This is a genomic window from Bacillus aerolatus (assembly GCF_009183655.1).
Lineage (GTDB): Bacteria > Bacillota > Bacilli > Bacillales > Domibacillaceae > Pseudobacillus > Pseudobacillus aerolatus.
Genome location: NZ_WEIO01000001.1, coordinates 576,304 through 592,429, shown reverse-complemented (window position 1 = coordinate 592,429; position 16,126 = coordinate 576,304). Strand labels below are relative to the sequence as shown.

Here is a 16,126-nt window from a genome sequence, read left to right as displayed (position 1 = left end):
TCCTTACCCATAAGTAATCAGCCCAACGGAGATCGTCACATTTCCTGATTTTTTCTTCGCCAGCAGCAAGTCATCGTTCCCGCTCGACAGCATCGCGGCCGGTTCACTAACGCCATATGCCCCCGTAAATTTATACACCGTTTCTGATGGCTGGGCGATCTTCTTTTTATTTAGCTCTTCGGGAGGATAATGGACAAATTCCCATTGGTATTTCTTTACTACTTCCAACAGCCCCGCTTCGTCTTTTTTCAAATCAATCGTAGCGACTGTTTTTACGCTTTTTATGCTTACTTTCAGCCCGTCCAGCGTGTCAGTGATGACTTGCTCAATTTCTTCAGCGGACGTGCCGCGGTTACAGCCGATACCGAGCACGAGCACTTTCGGCCGGAAAAGGACGCCGTTTAATAAAATATCTTCTTCTTCCCTTTCAAGCTGCCGGTGTGTGACGACAAGAGCAGCAGCCGGCTTTTCGGCCAATGCTTCTTTTATCGATGAATACAAATGAATCGTGTCCGGTATTGGTGTATCATACATCCACCAGTCTTTTTCTCCCGATTCTTGGACAACCGCTACCTTTTCTTCATTCACGACAGAGGCACTGACCGGCGTCAGCTTTTCATCCGATTCCCACACCCAGCCAAAACGGCGGCCAAATAAATCGACTGGTATCGTCTTTTGCACATCAGAAGCCGTCGTAACGACCGGATACGCACCTAATAGTGCAGCTACTTCACGCGCCAGTTCATTCGCCCCGCCAATGTGACCGGAGAGTACACTGATAACATGTTCGCCTTTATCGTCAACGACGACGACTCCCGGATCGGTTTTCTTATCTTTTAAAATCGGCGCAATCATGCGGACGACGGCACCGAGTGAAATGATCAGAATCAGCCCTTTATATTTGGCAAAAAGATCCGGCAGAAGCAAACGGACCGACCCTTCAAATAACGTGATCCCCCGTTCGCTTTCATCACCTTGTTCAAATTTTTTCATATAGTAAAGATCGCTGCCGTGAAACAGAGAAGCAATTTTCCTGGCAAGCTGCGTGCCGTGTTTCGTAATCGCAACGACAGCGTAATCGCCTTTTGCTATGATTTCCGGCAGCACCTTTTCTTCTGCTGTTAAGGTCACGCTTTCACCCCCCGGCGGTAACCGTGAGTAAATTCTTTATCGTACAATTTAGAGCGGAAGTCTTTTTGATGAATGTTCGGATCGAGCGCCCAGCCGGCTAAAATCATCGCTTGTTTCCGGATTCCGTTTTTGCGCATATCTTCATCGAGATTGGCGACAGTCGTTCGGACAATCTTTTCATCCGGCCATGTTGCTTTATAAACGACAGCTATTGGTGTGTCAGGAGACCAGCCGGATTCCATTAATTCTTTCATGACCTTTTTCGTCAATGTCGCACTGAGGAAAAAAGCGATCGTACAATGATGTTTCGCCAGCTCCGCTAATCTTTCACGTTCAGGAACTGGTGTGCGCCCTTCTGCTCTCGTTAAAATGACTGTCTGCGTTAAATCCGGAATCGTTAATTCAGCTTCTGCTCTTGCTGCCGCAGCAAAGACGGAGCTCACACCCGGAACGATATCGATTTCGACGCCCGCTTCTTTTAACAGCGCCATTTGCTCCATGATCGCTCCGTAAACGGCGGGATCGCCTGTATGGAGCCGAACGACTTTCTTTCCTGCTTTCAGTCGATTGATCATTATTTCAACCATTTCTTCTAAATGCATGCCGGCTGTTTTTAACACTTCCGCTTCTGGTTTCGCTTCTTGGAAAATTTCTTCATTGACGAGTGAATCCGCATATAAAATAACATCTGCTTCTTTAATGAGACGCAGACCTCTCACCGTAATTAAATCGGCAGCTCCAGGGCCTGCCCCAACGATAGACAGCTTCATTTTCTCACCACCATTAACGTTAAATATTCCGGTTCTGCTCCTTCCAGCTCTTCCATGTTCCACACAACTTCTTCTTCCGATGTTACTTTCGAAACGACCGTTGCTTTATTTGTTAAATCGAGCTCTTTCAAAATGCGAAGCATTAAGTCAATGACTTTTGCCACTTTGATAAAAATAACGCAATCATGTTCTTCAATTGCTTTTTTCATTGCTTCATAGTCATCTCTTGCCGGAACGATTGCGACTATGTCATCTCCTTCTGCAAGCGGGAGAGAGAGTCGTGCCGCTGCCCCGTTAATGGAAGAAATACCGGGGATCACTTTCATGTCCACTTCTCCATATTTGTCTTTCATGACGTTCATCATATGTATAAAAGTGCTGTATAAGAGTGGATCGCCTTCTGTAATAAAAGCGACGTCTTTTCCTTCCTGAAGCTTTTCCCAAACTGCTTCTGCCGTCGCGTTCCATTCCCGTTCTAAAATCGCCGGATCTTTCGTCATTGGAAAGACGAGGCCGAGCATGTCTTTTTCTGATGGGTCTACATAGGCGTCAATAATCTTTCTAGCGTAGCTTTTGCTTCCTTTTCGTTTTTTCGGATACGCGATAACCGGTGCATCTTGCAGTGCACGAAACGCTTTCACTGTAATTAATTCCGGGTCGCCTGGTCCGGCTCCTACTCCGTATAATGTGCCTGTCATGATCTTTCTCCTTCCGCCCTTTTAGCTGTAATAATATAAACGGGGTTTAATCCTTCCATTCTCGTCAAATGTAAAATTGGTTTGCTTCTTGCTACTTGAGCGAGTGTCAAGTCTACTTGAAACCCCCGCTGTTTGAGCGCCTGCTGAGCTTCATATAAATTTTCAATCGTTACCACGTTCATCACGATCGTGCCGCCGTCATTCAGCCGGCTGCAGCATTCGTCGAAGATTCCTTCAATGTTTCCAGCCGTGCCGCCAATGAAAACGGCATCGGGGTTAGGAAAATCAGCCAGTCCGTCCGGCGCTTTGCCATGCACGGCTGTTACATCCGTCCGAAACTTCACAAAGTTTTCTTTTGCATTTTCAAGATCAGCTTCATTTTTTTCGACAGCATACACAGCGCCGTCCACCGCGATTTTTGCTGCTTCGATAGCGACTGAGCCGGTACACGTACCGATGTCCCAGACGACGCTGTCTTTGTGAAGATTCATTTGGCCGATTGTGAGCACACGAATTTCTTTTTTAGTGAGCAGCCCTTTATCCGGTTTTCGCTGTACAAATTCGTTATCTGATATGCCGAGCGGCCATGCTTTTGATTTTTCCTTCGCTTTCAAAAGGACGACATTTAATGGCGAGAATTCAGCCGTTTTCATTTCCTCTAAAGGCATCCACCGGCATCGTTCGCTTTCACCGCCGAGATTTTCAGCAATAAATGCCTCGTACTCGTTCATCTGAAAACCCTCCATATAACGGGCGATCGCATTAGGCGAGTTTACCTCATCTGTTAAAATAGCAACCTTCGCTTTGCCATCTATCCGCTGGGCAAGACCGGTTATTTTTCGTCCGTGCAGGCTGATGACTGCCGCATCGTGCCAGCTTTCTCCCATTCTCGCAAAGGCGAGCTGAACAGAACTCGGCTGTGGATAAATATCCGCTGCTATTCCTTTCGATAAGTAACCGCCTACCCCGTAAAACAGCGGATCTCCCGATGCGAGGACAACCGTTTGTAAATCGCTGCTTTGAAGTTTCTCTTTTAACTCTTTCAAGTTCCCTTTTACCATCATTGTTTCTCCCTGATAATCCGGAAAAAATGACAATTGTCTTTCTCCTCCAACTAACAATTCGGCTTCATTTATCCATTTTTCATATAAAGGAAGCAGCCCCGTTCTGCCTTCATCACCGATTCCGATGATTTTCATTCGTTTATCCATGACGCTCCGCCTTTCCTAAACATTCCCCTTTGAACGTATATAACGTCGTGTCCACTTCTAACCCGCCGTCCACTTCTTTGATGGCATGTTCACAGCAACTGCCGCAAAGGATATCAAAAAACTGCTGATGCCCGGCCGCTGCCATCATTTCACCCGCGTGGGAAGCCGTATTCGCTCCTTTTACTTCTTCCACTTCCTCCGGAGAAGCGCCCGCCAGTCTCGCTGTTTCGGCTAAAAAGTTAAAGTCAACCGGCGCACTTTTCGAATGAACCATCATGACTCCCTGGGCCACTTTAGAAAATTTGCCCATCATACCGACCATCGACACTTTTTTAATGCCGAGCCGTTTGCAATGTTTGAGCGTAAAACCAATAAAGTCTCCCATTTCAATGAACGCTTCTTCTTTTAAATGAGGGAGCTGTTTCATCGCATACTTTTCGCTTCGCCCGCCGGTTGTCACGGCCACATGGTCACATCCCCCTGCGCGTGCAACATGAATGGCTTGAATAATACTCGCTTTATAGGCAGCTGTAGAAAACGGCATCACGATCCCACGTGTGCCTAAAATAGAAATGCCCCCCAAGATGCCGAGGCGCCCATTGAGCGTTTTTTTTGCCATTTCTTCCCCGCCGGGAACAGAAATAATAATTTTTACACCTTTTTGGCACTGGAAGTCCGTTAATATTTTTTCTGCTTCTGACAAAATCATTTTTCGCGGCACCGGATTGATGGCTGCTTGTCCGACTTCAACGGCGAGACCGGGTTTAGTGGCCCGGCCGACACCTTCTCCGCCATCAAGTTCAATGCCGGGCTCTTTTGTTAATATGACTTCTGCGTAAATGATCGCCCCGTGTGTGACGTCCGGGTCATCCCCGGCATCTTTTTTAATAGCTGCAACCGCCCGCCCTTCATACACTTCACATTGCTCGACCGTGAACGTGGCAAACACTTTCGCCGGAAGGTAAATCGTGGCGGTTTCTTGCTTTTCTCCTGATAACAACGAAGTCAGCGCTGCCTGGACAGCAGCCGTGGCGCAGGCACCGGTTGTGTAGCCTTTTCTAAGCGGCTTTTCTTCTTTCTTTTCCTGCGCTGCCATCGTTATTCTTTTTCCGCAAGCAGTGATAAAGCATTTAATGCGGCAACGGTCACTGTACTTCCGCCTTTTCGTCCGATGTTCGTAATATAAGGAATATCGAGCTTGGCCAGTTCTTCTTTTGATTCAGCGGCGGACACAAAACCTACCGGAAGGCCGATGACAAGGCTCGGCTTCGCTATTCCTTCTTTAACGAGACGGATCAATTCCAAGAGAGCAGTCGGTGCATTGCCAATCGCATAAATGCCGCCATCAGCTTCTTTCACTGCTTTGCGCATCGAGATGATCGCTCTCGTTGTATTTAACTTTTTCGCTTCTGCCATGACGTCGTCATCAGAAATATAGACATGGATGCTGCCGCCGAACTTTTCGATTCGCGGCTTGCTGACGCCCGACTGCACCATTTGCACATCACAAATGACCCGTTCCCCATTTTTTATTGCTTGAATGCCCGATTGAATGGCATCTGGATGAAACAGCATGCTTTTGCCGAGTTCAAAATCAGCCGATGCATGTACGACGCGCTGCACGACTTTGTATTCTTTTTCTGTCAAAGTATGTGGGCCAAATTCTTCTGTAATAATGTCAAAGCTGAGCCCTTCAATTTCCATTGGCTGAACTGTTTCCGGTTTGAATTCTGTTTTAAAGTCCACTTCGTACTCCTCCTTGAATGTCTAATTTATTTAGTTGAGCTAATACTTCATCAAAGCTTGAGCAGCGGTTTTCATAGTTAATTTCTGGACGTTCAATCACGATCGTTTCAATGCCGAGTTCTTTCGCCGCTTCCATTTTTTGATCGACTGACCCGCGTTCCCCGCTTGCTTTCGTGACCATACACGTTACTTCATATTGCTCGTAAAGTGCTTTATCAAATGCTTTCGTGAACGGTCCTTGGATGGCAACGATATTTTTTTGCGGCAAGCCGAGCTGCTCGCATTTCTCCATATTGTCTTTTCTCGGAAGCATGCGGGCAATCAAACGGATGTCTGGCATCGGCAGCAACTTTTCGGTAAACACAGCGAGCGTTTTGCTCCCTGTTGTCAGCATCACCGTTCCTTTCACTTCGGCTGCTTTTTCTGCAGCTGCTTCATATGAAGATACGTATGTAATGAACGGTGATTTTTCAAAATTTTGTTCTTTTCTTTCAAAGCGGATGTAGGGCACACCAGCCAATTTCGCCGCTTCCATTGCATTTTTTGATGCTTCTTCTGCAAATGGATGACTCGCGTCGACGACAGCTGCCGCTTGTTTTTCTGTCACAAATTCACACATGTGCCGAGCATCCATACGTCCCGCAAAAGAGTCAATATTTGCTTTTTTCAGTTCATTGACTGCATTTTCTGTCACGACAGAAGCAATGAGCGGATACCCTTCTTCTTGCAGTGTGACCGCCAGTTCCCTCGCATCGCTCGTTCCGGCTAAAAAGAAAATCATTTGACCGTCGCCGCCTCGCTTTCTTCTTCATGGCTATGTTTGTGATCATGATGGTGGTCGTGGTGATGATCATGGTCGTGGTCATGGTGATGATGGTGATCAATATGCTCCATCGCTTCAAACCTGTACTGGCATGTGTCACAGTTCATGTATACCTCGCCTTGCAGCGCTTCTTCCACCCGGTCTTTAATCACCGTTTTTAACTTAGGGTGAAAGCCAAAGTAGTCCGCGAGTGAAAATGGGATTCCCGGATAAGCCTCCTGAAATTGCGCGGTCATTTTTTCGAGCCGCTTAATTAAAATGCCTGTAAATAGAAAATAAGGGAGAATAATCACTTTCTTTGCACCGAGCTTTACTGCTTTTTCCACGGTTTCTTCCAAACTTGGAGAAGTAACACCGATAAATGCCGTTTCAATAATCGGCACCCGCAGTTTTTCCCACAGCAGGCGGGTAATTTTAAACAAATCGCTGTTGGCATCTGCATCACTGCCGCCGCGTCCAAGTAGGATAACGGCTGTGTTCTCCTCTGAGTTCTCTTCATACTCACCCGTTTCCAAAATCCGATTTTTACAAATTTCAACAGCTTCGTAATGAATACCGATCGGCTTGCCGTATGTAAATTGCACCGCCGGGTACTTCTCCTTTGCTTCGTCTATTTCATGAGGAATATGGATTTTGGAATGGCCGGCCGGAAGCAGCATCAATGGAATAAGGGCAACAGATGTTGCTCCTTTCGCCACACACGTCTCAATGCCTTTCGCAATATCGGGCTTTTCAAACTCTAAAAAACAAGTTTCATAGATAATATTGTGTTCAAGTTCCGGTGTTAGCTTTTCGATAAATTGCCTAATTTGTTCGTTTCCTTCCGGGTCTCGGCTTCCGTGGCCGACAAAAAGAATGGCTTTCATTATTCGTCTACTCCTTTAATCCCCGCACGGTGCAGGTTCTAAGTTTATTTTTGGTTCCATGTCACGGTAATCAAAGTGTTGAATTTTTTTCACGCGCTTAAAGTATTTAAAGAGTCGTTCGTTCGGATGACCTTTTTCTTTATATTCAGCAATAATATTTTCAAGCAGCGGGACAAGCGCTTCCGGTTCGATTCCTTCGGCCACCGGCTGCCCAGCGTGGGCCGTTCTGCCGACCGTTTTTGCCCCTAAAAACAAATCAAATTTACCTCTTCGGAAAACAATGCCGATATCATCATTCACCGCTCCGTAGCAGGCCATTCCGCAACCATTTAAGCCGATCTTCAATTCTTTCGGCATATCGAGCCCGTCAAACCGTTCATGCAGCTGTTCAGCGTAAGGAATGGCGTCCTTCTTTTCGCCATCGCAAAAGTCGCATGCTTTTACTGTTGCGACATCACCAATCGCTGACAGCAAAAAGCCCGCTTTCTGCAGTTTAGTAGTCAGCACGTCCGGACTTTCTGTCGGCACGCGCAAGATCATTTGATGGTGCGGCGTATATTCAATGGCCCCTTTTTCTCCTACTGCCGCTGATAGAGTGAGCAGCTGATCGGCTGAAAACATTTTATTAGCGACCCCTGGACTAACGGCCACTTCAAAAATAGATTCGATTTTTTGCTTAAATGGAGATTCTTGACTGTCTGTTGTTTTTTTTCCATCAAGCAATTGCAGTGCTTTCATGCCCACTTTATACAAGTCTGTTTTCTCTTCTTTTCCTTCATGCAGCGCCCACGGCTCATTTTTCGGCTTCAGCCGTTCATGAGGCTTAAGCGGCTGCTTTTCGGATGACAACGTGTACTTTCGCTGGTAACCCCTCGGCGTAATCATTTTGTTGTCATACATAAACGTTGTTGAATTCCCAATGATTACTGTCGTCAGCATGCCGATTTCGTGGTCAAGCATTTCCTGTAAATTTGTCATGACGACTTGTTCTCTTTCCCGGTACGCGCTTTTAACGAGACCAACCGGAGTATCCGGTGAACGGTGTTTTAATAAAATCCGCTGTGCTTCAACAATTTGTCTCGTCCGCCGGCCGCTCTTCGGATTGTACAAAGCGATCACAAAATCAGCAGCCCCGGCGGCATCTATACGCCTCGCGATTAAATCCCATGGGGTTAAATGGTCGCTCAAACTGATCGTACAAGCATCATGCATCACAGGAGCCCCGAGAAGAGACGCGCATGAATTGATCGCTGAAATCCCAGGAATGATCTCTACTTTTACTCCGCTTTCTTCTTTCCAGCCTTGTTCAACGAGCACTTCATACACAAGTCCTGCCATGCCATACACACCGGCATCTCCGCTTGAAATAACAGCTACTTTTTTTCCTTGCTCAGCAAATTTCACCGCTGCCTGCGCCCTGCTGACTTCCTCTGACATGCCGGTGCTAATAATTTCTTTCCCCTCAATAAAATCAGCAATTAAGTCCACATATGTTTTATAGCCGATGATGCTGTCGCTTTCCTTTAACGCTTCTTTCGCCCGTTCTGTAATATGTTCAGCGCTTCCCGGCCCGAAGCCGACAATCAATAGTTTCCCCGTCACTTTCATTGCCCCCTTATGCCTTCACTGCTTTTTGTTTTTCTTTGTCTTTCGCCACTCCCAGTTCACGATCGTTTTTCAGTTGCATACCTATGCCGTTATATGTGTAGGTGATGGCTTCTTCAAGCGGCTCGCCTTTTTCTAGGTGAGAGGCGACGATTTTTTCTGCCAATGTCTCATCCACTTCGTGATACCAAGTGCCTTCCGGATAAACGATAACAACGCAAGCATCTTTGCAGCGTCCATTGCATCTCGTTCTCGTCGTATGGACATTAATATCTAGCTCCCGATTTTTTATTTCATTACGAATCGCCTGCGTTACTTCTTCTCCACCTTTTCTCATGCAGCTTGAACCGTTGCAAATTAATACATGATGTTTCATCTCTGTTAAATTCCAAGTCGCCATGCTTCCCACTCCTTTTCAAAAATAAATGCGCAAGCGCCTTGATCAGCCCCGACAAGCAAATGTTCTTTCCTCAAAGAAGTCCGCTTTTTGAATTCATTGAGGAAAGGTTATTTGACCTCGAGGGGCTAGGCGCTGGAGCTGGACGTAAACCCGCTCCATTTGCAAAGTGATCTAAAATGCGATTATTTTGTAGTTTCCTAAAAAATAAAAAAATCCTTAACTTCAACAGAAGTTAAGGATTTGAGCATTCATGCATAAATAAAGTTGGACCGGTTTAATAAGCCGCACATGCCGGCTCCGTTCCATGCAGTCATCCCGTTCCTCCCTCCGAAGAATGATGGTTCGAAGAAGAAAGCAGGTCTCCTGGCTTACGGATCGCTTTACTCTTGTCCCTTCCCGGCGGTTACACCAGTGGCTTTTGACAATTTCATCACCGTTTACAGTAGCGGGGGCTGCATCGGATTTTCACCGATTTCCCTATTATTCTGAGATACATTATCTCAGACACTTTCTTCTTATTATTCAATTATTATGTACATTCGCCTAATTTTACAGTGTTTCTAACACTGCTATAAGAGTAGCAGGTTCCTCCTTCATTTGACAAGAGAATTTTTAACTTAACTATTTTTATTCACTTTTCCCCATCTAAAATAGTTCCGGTAATGATAGGTGTCCAGCCTGTTTCCAGCTGGATCATCCGTTTAATTTCCTTCACTTTTTTCGGTAGAAAAAGATCGTTTTTATCCAACAGCAGCCCGATAACTGTGCCGCTGTGGCCAACGACGACTCCTGCTTCAAACTGGCTGGCGATTTCGGTAAACAATGAAAAAAATGGCTTCGGAAAAAAGCGATCATTGATAACCGCGCTTTTTGTCGCTGCCAGCAAAATATCAGCTGTATTTCCTGAGATCAGCCCATGATGCATTTGATCATATACGAGCTGCATCTCTGCTTTCTCAGCTGCCGAATACTCTCTTTTCATTAAATAATAATCATGCGTATTTAATATGCCGCCACTGTCGTAGCCGATGAGAAACAACTCCGGCAGGCGAAAATATGATTGAAGAAGCTCGCCGTTTTTCTGATTCAGCGCATTGATCCCTTCATACATGACCCCATCTGTCGGCTCAATTGCTGCTGCGATGGAAGAAATATCGGCCCCGGTGAAATGTGTGCCAAAACTGGAAGCAACGGCCCGCACAGCGGCAGTAATATCAGCAGAGCTGCTTGCCATTCCTTTGCTGACTGGAATTTGCGAAGAAATATACAAGCAGCCGCCCGTTTTCTTTCCTAGCTTTGCTAACGCAAGTTCAGCTGCTCGTATTATTTTACTCTTAGAGGAGCGGCTCCTGACGCCGGCAAAGCGATCGGGGACAAAAACTGCCTGGCTTTTTAATGGCACAGGCAAAGTAAATAAAAAAGGATGCCCGTCCATTTCCCCTTGGGCTAGTTCTCCGAATGTACCAAAGCAGCTGCCTGTTCCTTTTTTCACAACACTCTCACCTCTTTAATAAACAACTATCAAGTTTCAGCCCGCTTTTTTTCTTTTATTAAAAGAAGCGTTAAAGGCAAAGCGAGGATAATCGGGAAAAGTGACACAATGTACACATCATTAATGCTCATTGCTGCCGCTTTGGCCTCTATTCCCGTTCCTTTGATCTCTAATTCATGAAAGGCTGTTCTTGCAGCAAGAATAGCCGCAAATATTCCAATGGAGAAAGATGCCATTCCTTGGCGAATCCAATTATTAATGGCTGAGGCGTATCCAGCATCTTGCGGAGGTACAGCCGTCATACCAGCATTCGTGATTGGCATATTGCATAATGCAATGCCGAGATAGCGGATCGCCATCCAAAAAGCCACATAGCCGTGAGAAATATCGACGGTAAGCCGCCCCATCATGAAAGTACCGATTCCCATAATTAACAATCCGGTGAAAATCAGCCGGACCGGGCCGACAGCGTTATACACTTTACCGACAACCGGCGTCATGAGCGCCATTAATAAGGAGCCCGGCAGCATAATGAGTCCTGTTTCCAATGCTGATGCTCCTTGCACGGATTGAATAAAGACCGGGGTTAAAAAAGCGCCGGAATAAAGGCTCACAGACAAAACAGAATTCAAAATGAGACTGTATGTATACCTAGAATAGTTCAACACACGAAAGTTCAACAGCGGTTCTTTTACTTTTAATTCACGCTGGATAAAGTAGACAAATGTTACGGAACCTAGGAAGAAAAGACCAATTGTTTTCATGCTCGTCCATCCCCAGCCGTATCCTTCGCTGAAGACAATGAGCAAGGAAGCACTTGCAATGATGACACTGACAAATCCTAAAAAATCAAAAGGAAGGTCTTTTTTCATTTCCCCTGCCGGTATGAACTTGATGACAGCCCAAATAGCCGCAAGTCCAATAGGGACATTAATTAAAAAGACGGCCTGCCAGCTGAACTGGTCGATCAGCACGCCGGCTGCTGTAGGCCCGAGAGCAGGAGCAAGTACGGCAGATAAACTCCATAAGCTAATGGCAAATGCCAGCTTATCCTTGGCAATGGACTGATAAACAATCGTCATCGTAGCCGGCATAATCGCGCCGCTGAATACTCCTTGCAAAATGCGAAAGAGAATAAGAGATTCTATGTTCCAAGCGGAGGCGCAAAGGATTGAAAAGAAAGTAAATCCAGCCAAAGCAATCATATAAAGTTTTTTATAACTTAAGCGTCCCCCGAAAAAACCGGCCGTTGGCGCAACCGCTCCCATTGCCAGCATAAAGCCGGTTACTGTCCACTGTACGGTGGATAGATCTGCTGAAAAATCTTTCATAAATACGGGCAGAGCGACGTTAATCGTCGTTGTACTTAATACGGCGAGGAAGTTTCCGAAAAAAACAGCAAATATGACTGTCCAAAACGGTCCCGCTTCTTTTTGTGCCTGTTGCATGTTTTCATCTCCAAAAATAAATTGCGGTGCTTTATTCGGTTCAACTATTAACTATATCGAGCCGTCATTTATAACACTTTATTATAATACTTTTTGATTACCATTCCAATTGAATAAGTTTGATTTGCCTTGTTTGCTAGTTAATTTTTAATATATTATTTGAATTTTGCACATATTGAAATCAGATAATATTAGGTTGACCTTGGCTTTGTTAAAGAATGTTGTTGATTTTCTGCTTTAATGGGTGCTTGAGTTTAAGAGTGGAGATTGTTGCGGCAACCCTTTTTATTCTGCTAAAGAGTCAGGTTAGTTCAAGAATAACTGGTACAGTTTTTTTATTCTGTACCAGTTATTTAAGGACTTCTTTGAAGGTAATATCTATTACTTGTTCTGTTTTAGTATCATATTCAATTTCTACAAAGACACCAAATTCTTCGTCGTCCCCTTTTAACCATAGTTTAAATGTTTCTATTGAAGATTTTGCTCCTTTATGTGTACCGACGTGAAGATAATCAATGATTTTCGCATTTGGGTATTTTTCTTTCGTTTTTTGCATAGCAAGCTTTCCCCATTTTACATAAGGCGGACTTTCATTTTCTGCCTTAACCATATTACTTGTGCTGAATCGGATGGAAGCTAAATTCCCAGAAATCAATAGGATGCAATACAATAAACTAAGTAATAATCTTTTCATTTTAACATCCTTTTTGTGTTAGCTTTCGTAAGCTCCTCAATATTATTCGTTTGTACACCTCCTTTTCCCTAAGTTCCCCTATTAGAAGCAAATAATTTAAAATGAGCGATGCTTGAATAAGGCATCGCTTTTGTTGTGTGACTAACAGGTCAGGGGTGTTTAATACCCTTTAATTTATCAAAATGATATTGTAAAATTAAAAGGTATGGAAAAGATTGGAGGTAATAATCATGGCAACTATTGAGGATTTTTTGAAGTTGGATATCCGAGTTGGCACCGTAATTACAGCAGAATCATTTCCACAAGCACGAAAACCAGCAATTAAATTAGAAATTGATTTTGGGGAGATGGGTATTAAACGTTCTTCGGCTCAAATTACGCGAAGATATGAACCAGAACAACTTATTGGACGGCAAGTTATTGCGGTAGTGAACTTTCCTGCCAGGCGTATCGCAGGTTTTAAATCTGAAGTATTAGTAATCGGTGGTGTTCCAGGAGAAGATGATGTGGTACTTTTAAAACCAGATGAACCTGTTAAAAATGGTACACCAGTCTCCTAGAGCATGAGAGTAACTTAATGATGGCGCTAGAAAGAGCTTAGAAAAGGACCGAAAAAATTGGTCCTTTTCTTTTTATGACGTATCAACACTAATGCTTAACAGAGACTTGTTTTTAACAAAAAAAATGAAGTTGACAAGAATAGTTACCTCTATTTACAATGAAGTTAACACATAGATAAATTGAACGATTGTTTGGAGGAGATCAAATGAATACTCAGCATGAAAAGCTTAGAATGATGCTGACAGCAGCTGTTTTCGCTGCCATCATCGGCATCCTTGCTCAAGTGACGATTCCATTGCCTTTAGTCCCTATAACAGGGCAAACGTTGGCTATCGGTTTAGCTGCCACCATTCTCGGTGCAAGGTATGGTACATTGTCCGCCCTTTTATATATGTTAATTGGCGCGGTTGGCCTGCCTGTTTTTTCAGGCATGACTGGCGGCATGGGTGTGATCTTCGGACCGACTGGCGGCTATATTGTCAGTTTTGTTTTTTCTGCCTTTTTTATCGGGTGGTATATCGAGAAAACAGCAGCAAACATACGGCACGCCTTTGTTGCCAATCTAATCGGAATGATCATCAATTTATCTTTCGGCACTGCCTGGTTGAAAGTCATCGCTGAACTTTCTTGGCCTGAAGCATTCGCTGCAGGATTTGTCCCATTTATTATCGGCGGAATAGTAAAAGCGCTCCTCGCCGCCTGGATTGGCATTCAAGTCCGCAAGCGATTGGCGTCTGTCCGCCTGTTGCCGCAGTCTTCTCAAAAACATCCTGCTTAATTATCAAAAGATGTTACTTTTCATTTGTTTTGTCATCGAAAAAGATATATAGACGCACGTAACACCGTCCGATCATTCGGACGGTGTTTTAATTAGTTGTTAATATTCTTAATTCATAATTTCACATCAAATGGTTATATTAACATGGGAACTACACTATGATTGAGGAAGGTGAATTCATGGTAAACTCAGAGGACTTTGTAGAAAAATTACAGGAGCAACAACAAAAACAAGAAAAAAACAAACAACTTCATGGCCATGGAAATCCTGGCAAGAAAAAGCCGAATAAAACGCATAAATAACAAGAAGAAACACCTCCAGGATTCAATAGTTGGAGGTGTTCCTTCTTTATGTTTGAGATAGCCTTCTGCCTCTCTTCATTTAATCCTTATCTTAGCTCTTTCTATCCTCACACTTATTTATTTGTCTCTCCTCTTCTTTTACAGGGTCGCTTCCACCTTTTCGCTTTTCACTTCATTATTCATTTGCCCTGGATCAGCTTTAGCAATGCCGTACCCTGTAAAAATATAAATAAGGGCAAACACTACTCCAAGATAAATGACGGGAGCATAGAGGATAAATTGACCTGTTGGAACATTCAGCGTGCTTGCGACAAAAGCACCTGTTATTCCCCAAGGAACGGCCGGGGAAAAAGCTGATCCAGTATCTTCAAGTGTTCTTCCTAAATTTTTTCTATGGAGGCCATATTTATCATATAATGGTGCAAGCATTGGCCCTAATACAGAAAATGATACATAAAAACTACCTGTTATGATAAAAAAGAGACTGTGCAGCGTTAGGCAGGAAGTCATCATCGCTTTTCCGGTCTTGGCCAATTCTGTGATTTTATTCAAGATTACCTGAATCACACCGGCAGTTCTCATAGGTGAACCAAAGATAGCTGCGGCAAATAATATCCCCAATGTGCTATACATACTCGATAGTCCACCTTGTTGCAGCATTTCATCAACTGCTTTCACATTTGTGTTAGCTGAAAAACCACCATTCAGAGTATTAGCTACTTCTAGCAAAGTGCTCCCTTGAAAGACCATTGCTAACACACAACCGAGTAAAATGCCAATTCCAAAGACAGGTAACGTAGGTTTCTGCTTATAAATTAAGACCAACACGATAATAGGAGGCAGCAAAAGAATCGGATTCAAGTAAAAATGAGACTCCAATGTAGACAGAATTGTATTGATATCTTCGCTGTTGTTAGCTTGTCCGTGTAACTGGAAACCTAAGACTGCATAAAGAACGAGAGAAATAACAAAACCAGGTATAGTCGTATATAACAAATGTTTAATGTGTTCAACAAGATTTACCTCTGTAAAAGCTGCTGCCATAATCGTTGTATCAGAAAGTGGTGACAGCTTATCACCAAAAAAAGCTCCTGTTACAATTGCTCCGGCGGCATAGTAAGGGGGAATTCCGAGTCCGATCGCAACGCCCATACACGCAACACCAACCGTTCCAATCGTCCCCCAGGAAGTGCCCGTCATTAAAGACATTAACGTACAAGCAAGGGTAACTACGAGTAAAAATATCGATGGTTTCAACAACAATAAACCATAATAAATAATAACTGGGATCGTTCCGGATAACATCCAGGCACCAATCAAGATTCCTACAGCCAGTAAGATTAAAATAGGAAGCAGCATCTTTCGTAAGGTTTCGAAAATATCCTTTTCGATGTCATCCCATTTAATTCCCCACAATAGGGATAGAACGATAACCGTTATTCCTGCAGCGACAAGCACCATAGTTGAAGGAGCTTTAACAACGAGTAACCCCCCAAAGATAACGACAATCGAAACAAGCAATAATGTAGTAGCCTTCATCACGGATAGTTCCCTCAACGTTCTTCCCCCTTTTATTTACTAGAATGGAAAACCTAAAAGGT

At 44.1% G+C, this 16,126-nt stretch carries 17 protein-coding genes and 1 riboswitch; of the genes, 3 read left to right on the top strand and 14 right to left on the bottom strand.

The annotated features are described in order from the left end of the window. Nucleotides 1-3: 3 nt before the first annotated feature. The 13 genes from F9802_RS03210 to F9802_RS03150 form a co-directional block, all read right to left on the bottom strand. On the bottom strand, nt 4-1,131 hold the full coding sequence (locus F9802_RS03210) for a cobalt-precorrin 5A hydrolase (RefSeq protein ID WP_152149657.1): 1,128 nt from the start codon (nt 1,129-1,131) through the stop codon (nt 4-6). After that, nucleotides 1,128-1,901: a precorrin-4 C(11)-methyltransferase gene (gene cobM, locus F9802_RS03205; RefSeq protein WP_152149656.1), complete on the bottom strand. Its 774-nt coding sequence runs from the start codon at nt 1,899-1,901 to the stop codon at nt 1,128-1,130. Before cobM ends, F9802_RS03210 begins: the two co-directional genes overlap by 4 nt. After that, on the bottom strand, nt 1,898-2,599 hold the full coding sequence (gene cobI, locus F9802_RS03200) for a precorrin-2 C(20)-methyltransferase (protein ID WP_152149655.1): 702 nt from the start codon (nt 2,597-2,599) through the stop codon (nt 1,898-1,900). The genes cobM and cobI overlap by 4 nt, the downstream gene beginning before the upstream one ends. Then, on the bottom strand, nt 2,596-3,810 hold the full coding sequence (gene cbiE, locus F9802_RS03195) for a precorrin-6y C5,15-methyltransferase (decarboxylating) subunit CbiE (RefSeq protein WP_152149654.1): 1,215 nt from the start codon (nt 3,808-3,810) through the stop codon (nt 2,596-2,598). Before cbiE ends, cobI begins: the two co-directional genes overlap by 4 nt. Then, a complete protein-coding gene (locus F9802_RS03190) occupies nt 3,803-4,906 on the bottom strand; it encodes a cobalt-precorrin-5B (C(1))-methyltransferase (RefSeq protein ID WP_152149653.1) in 1,104 nt (367 codons plus the stop codon). The genes cbiE and F9802_RS03190 overlap by 8 nt, the downstream gene beginning before the upstream one ends. Before the next feature lie 2 nt (nt 4,907-4,908). Next, nucleotides 4,909-5,556, bottom strand: coding sequence for a precorrin-8X methylmutase (locus F9802_RS03185; RefSeq protein ID WP_152149652.1), 648 nt, complete (start codon nt 5,554-5,556; stop codon nt 4,909-4,911). Then, entirely contained in the window at nt 5,546-6,337 is a 792-nt protein-coding gene (gene cobK / locus F9802_RS03180) for a precorrin-6A reductase (protein WP_152149651.1), read from the bottom strand. The genes F9802_RS03185 and cobK overlap by 11 nt, the downstream gene beginning before the upstream one ends. Continuing rightward, a complete protein-coding gene (locus F9802_RS03175) occupies nt 6,334-7,245 on the bottom strand; it encodes a sirohydrochlorin chelatase (RefSeq protein WP_152149650.1) in 912 nt (303 codons plus the stop codon). The genes cobK and F9802_RS03175 overlap by 4 nt, the downstream gene beginning before the upstream one ends. A gap of 15 nt (nt 7,246-7,260) precedes the next feature. Then, on the bottom strand, nt 7,261-8,853 hold the full coding sequence (cobJ, locus tag F9802_RS03170; protein WP_152149649.1) for a precorrin-3B C(17)-methyltransferase: 1,593 nt from the start codon (nt 8,851-8,853) through the stop codon (nt 7,261-7,263). Between the two features lie 7 nt (nt 8,854-8,860). Then, nucleotides 8,861-9,250 (bottom strand): (2Fe-2S) ferredoxin domain-containing protein, encoded by a 390-nt coding sequence (locus tag F9802_RS03165; protein ID WP_152149648.1) that lies wholly within the window; start codon nt 9,248-9,250, stop codon nt 8,861-8,863. Between the two features lie 336 nt (nt 9,251-9,586). Then, nucleotides 9,587-9,777: riboswitch (cobalamin riboswitch) on the bottom strand. Nucleotides 9,778-9,881: 104 nt separating this feature from the next. Beyond that, the gene (locus F9802_RS03160) at nt 9,882-10,742 is read right to left on the bottom strand and encodes a GHMP family kinase ATP-binding protein (protein WP_152149647.1); all 861 of its coding nucleotides are present in this window, start codon (nt 10,740-10,742) and stop codon (nt 9,882-9,884) included. A 29-nt stretch (nt 10,743-10,771) separates the two neighbouring features. Continuing rightward, nucleotides 10,772-12,190, bottom strand: coding sequence for a DHA2 family efflux MFS transporter permease subunit (locus F9802_RS03155; RefSeq protein WP_152149646.1), 1,419 nt, complete (start codon nt 12,188-12,190; stop codon nt 10,772-10,774). Between the two features lie 349 nt (nt 12,191-12,539). Next, the gene (locus tag F9802_RS03150; protein WP_152149645.1) at nt 12,540-12,884 is read right to left on the bottom strand and encodes a DUF3889 domain-containing protein; all 345 of its coding nucleotides are present in this window, start codon (nt 12,882-12,884) and stop codon (nt 12,540-12,542) included. A 230-nt stretch (nt 12,885-13,114) separates the two neighbouring features. Between F9802_RS03150 and csaA the strand changes: the two genes are divergently transcribed. From csaA to F9802_RS03135, 3 genes are all read left to right on the top strand, one after another. After that, the gene (gene csaA, locus F9802_RS03145; RefSeq protein ID WP_152149644.1) at nt 13,115-13,444 is read left to right on the top strand and encodes a chaperone CsaA; all 330 of its coding nucleotides are present in this window, start codon (nt 13,115-13,117) and stop codon (nt 13,442-13,444) included. A 206-nt stretch (nt 13,445-13,650) separates the two neighbouring features. Then, nucleotides 13,651-14,223, top strand: a complete 573-nt coding sequence (locus F9802_RS03140; protein WP_152149643.1) for a biotin transporter BioY — start codon at nt 13,651-13,653, stop codon at nt 14,221-14,223. A 179-nt stretch (nt 14,224-14,402) separates the two neighbouring features. Further along, entirely contained in the window at nt 14,403-14,525 is a 123-nt protein-coding gene (locus F9802_RS03135) for a DUF4023 family protein (protein WP_152149788.1), read from the top strand. Between the two features lie 138 nt (nt 14,526-14,663). On the opposite strand, the gene nhaC is transcribed toward F9802_RS03135, so the two are convergent. After that, entirely contained in the window at nt 14,664-16,082 is a 1,419-nt protein-coding gene (gene nhaC, locus F9802_RS03130) for a Na+/H+ antiporter NhaC (protein ID WP_225435177.1), read from the bottom strand. Nucleotides 16,083-16,126: the final 44 nt, after the last annotated feature.

What these genes read in the sequence shown, in the direction of transcription:
- F9802_RS03165 (WP_152149648.1), bottom strand. Translation starts at nt 9,250, where the DNA reads ATGGCGACTTGGAATTTAACAGAGATGAAACATCATGTATTAATTTGC.
- F9802_RS03155 (WP_152149646.1), bottom strand. Translation starts at nt 12,190, where the DNA reads ATGCAACAGGCACAAAAAGAAGCGGGACCGTTTTGGACAGTCATATTT.
- F9802_RS03150 (WP_152149645.1), bottom strand. Translation starts at nt 12,884, where the DNA reads ATGAAAAGATTATTACTTAGTTTATTGTATTGCATCCTATTGATTTCT.
- F9802_RS03135 (WP_152149788.1), top strand. Translation starts at nt 14,403, where the DNA reads ATGGTAAACTCAGAGGACTTTGTAGAAAAATTACAGGAGCAACAACAA.
- csaA (WP_152149644.1), top strand. Translation starts at nt 13,115, where the DNA reads ATGGCAACTATTGAGGATTTTTTGAAGTTGGATATCCGAGTTGGCACC.
- cobK (WP_152149651.1), bottom strand. Translation starts at nt 6,337, where the DNA reads ATGATTTTCTTTTTAGCCGGAACGAGCGATGCGAGGGAACTGGCGGTC.
- cobJ (WP_152149649.1), bottom strand. Translation starts at nt 8,853, where the DNA reads ATGAAAGTGACGGGGAAACTATTGATTGTCGGCTTCGGGCCGGGAAGC.
- F9802_RS03175 (WP_152149650.1), bottom strand. Translation starts at nt 7,245, where the DNA reads ATGAAAGCCATTCTTTTTGTCGGCCACGGAAGCCGAGACCCGGAAGGA.
- cobM (WP_152149656.1), bottom strand. Translation starts at nt 1,901, where the DNA reads ATGAAGCTGTCTATCGTTGGGGCAGGCCCTGGAGCTGCCGATTTAATT.
- cbiE (WP_152149654.1), bottom strand. Translation starts at nt 3,810, where the DNA reads ATGGATAAACGAATGAAAATCATCGGAATCGGTGATGAAGGCAGAACG.
- cobI (WP_152149655.1), bottom strand. Translation starts at nt 2,599, where the DNA reads ATGACAGGCACATTATACGGAGTAGGAGCCGGACCAGGCGACCCGGAA.
- F9802_RS03190 (WP_152149653.1), bottom strand. Translation starts at nt 4,906, where the DNA reads ATGGCAGCGCAGGAAAAGAAAGAAGAAAAGCCGCTTAGAAAAGGCTAC.
- F9802_RS03140 (WP_152149643.1), top strand. Translation starts at nt 13,651, where the DNA reads ATGAATACTCAGCATGAAAAGCTTAGAATGATGCTGACAGCAGCTGTT.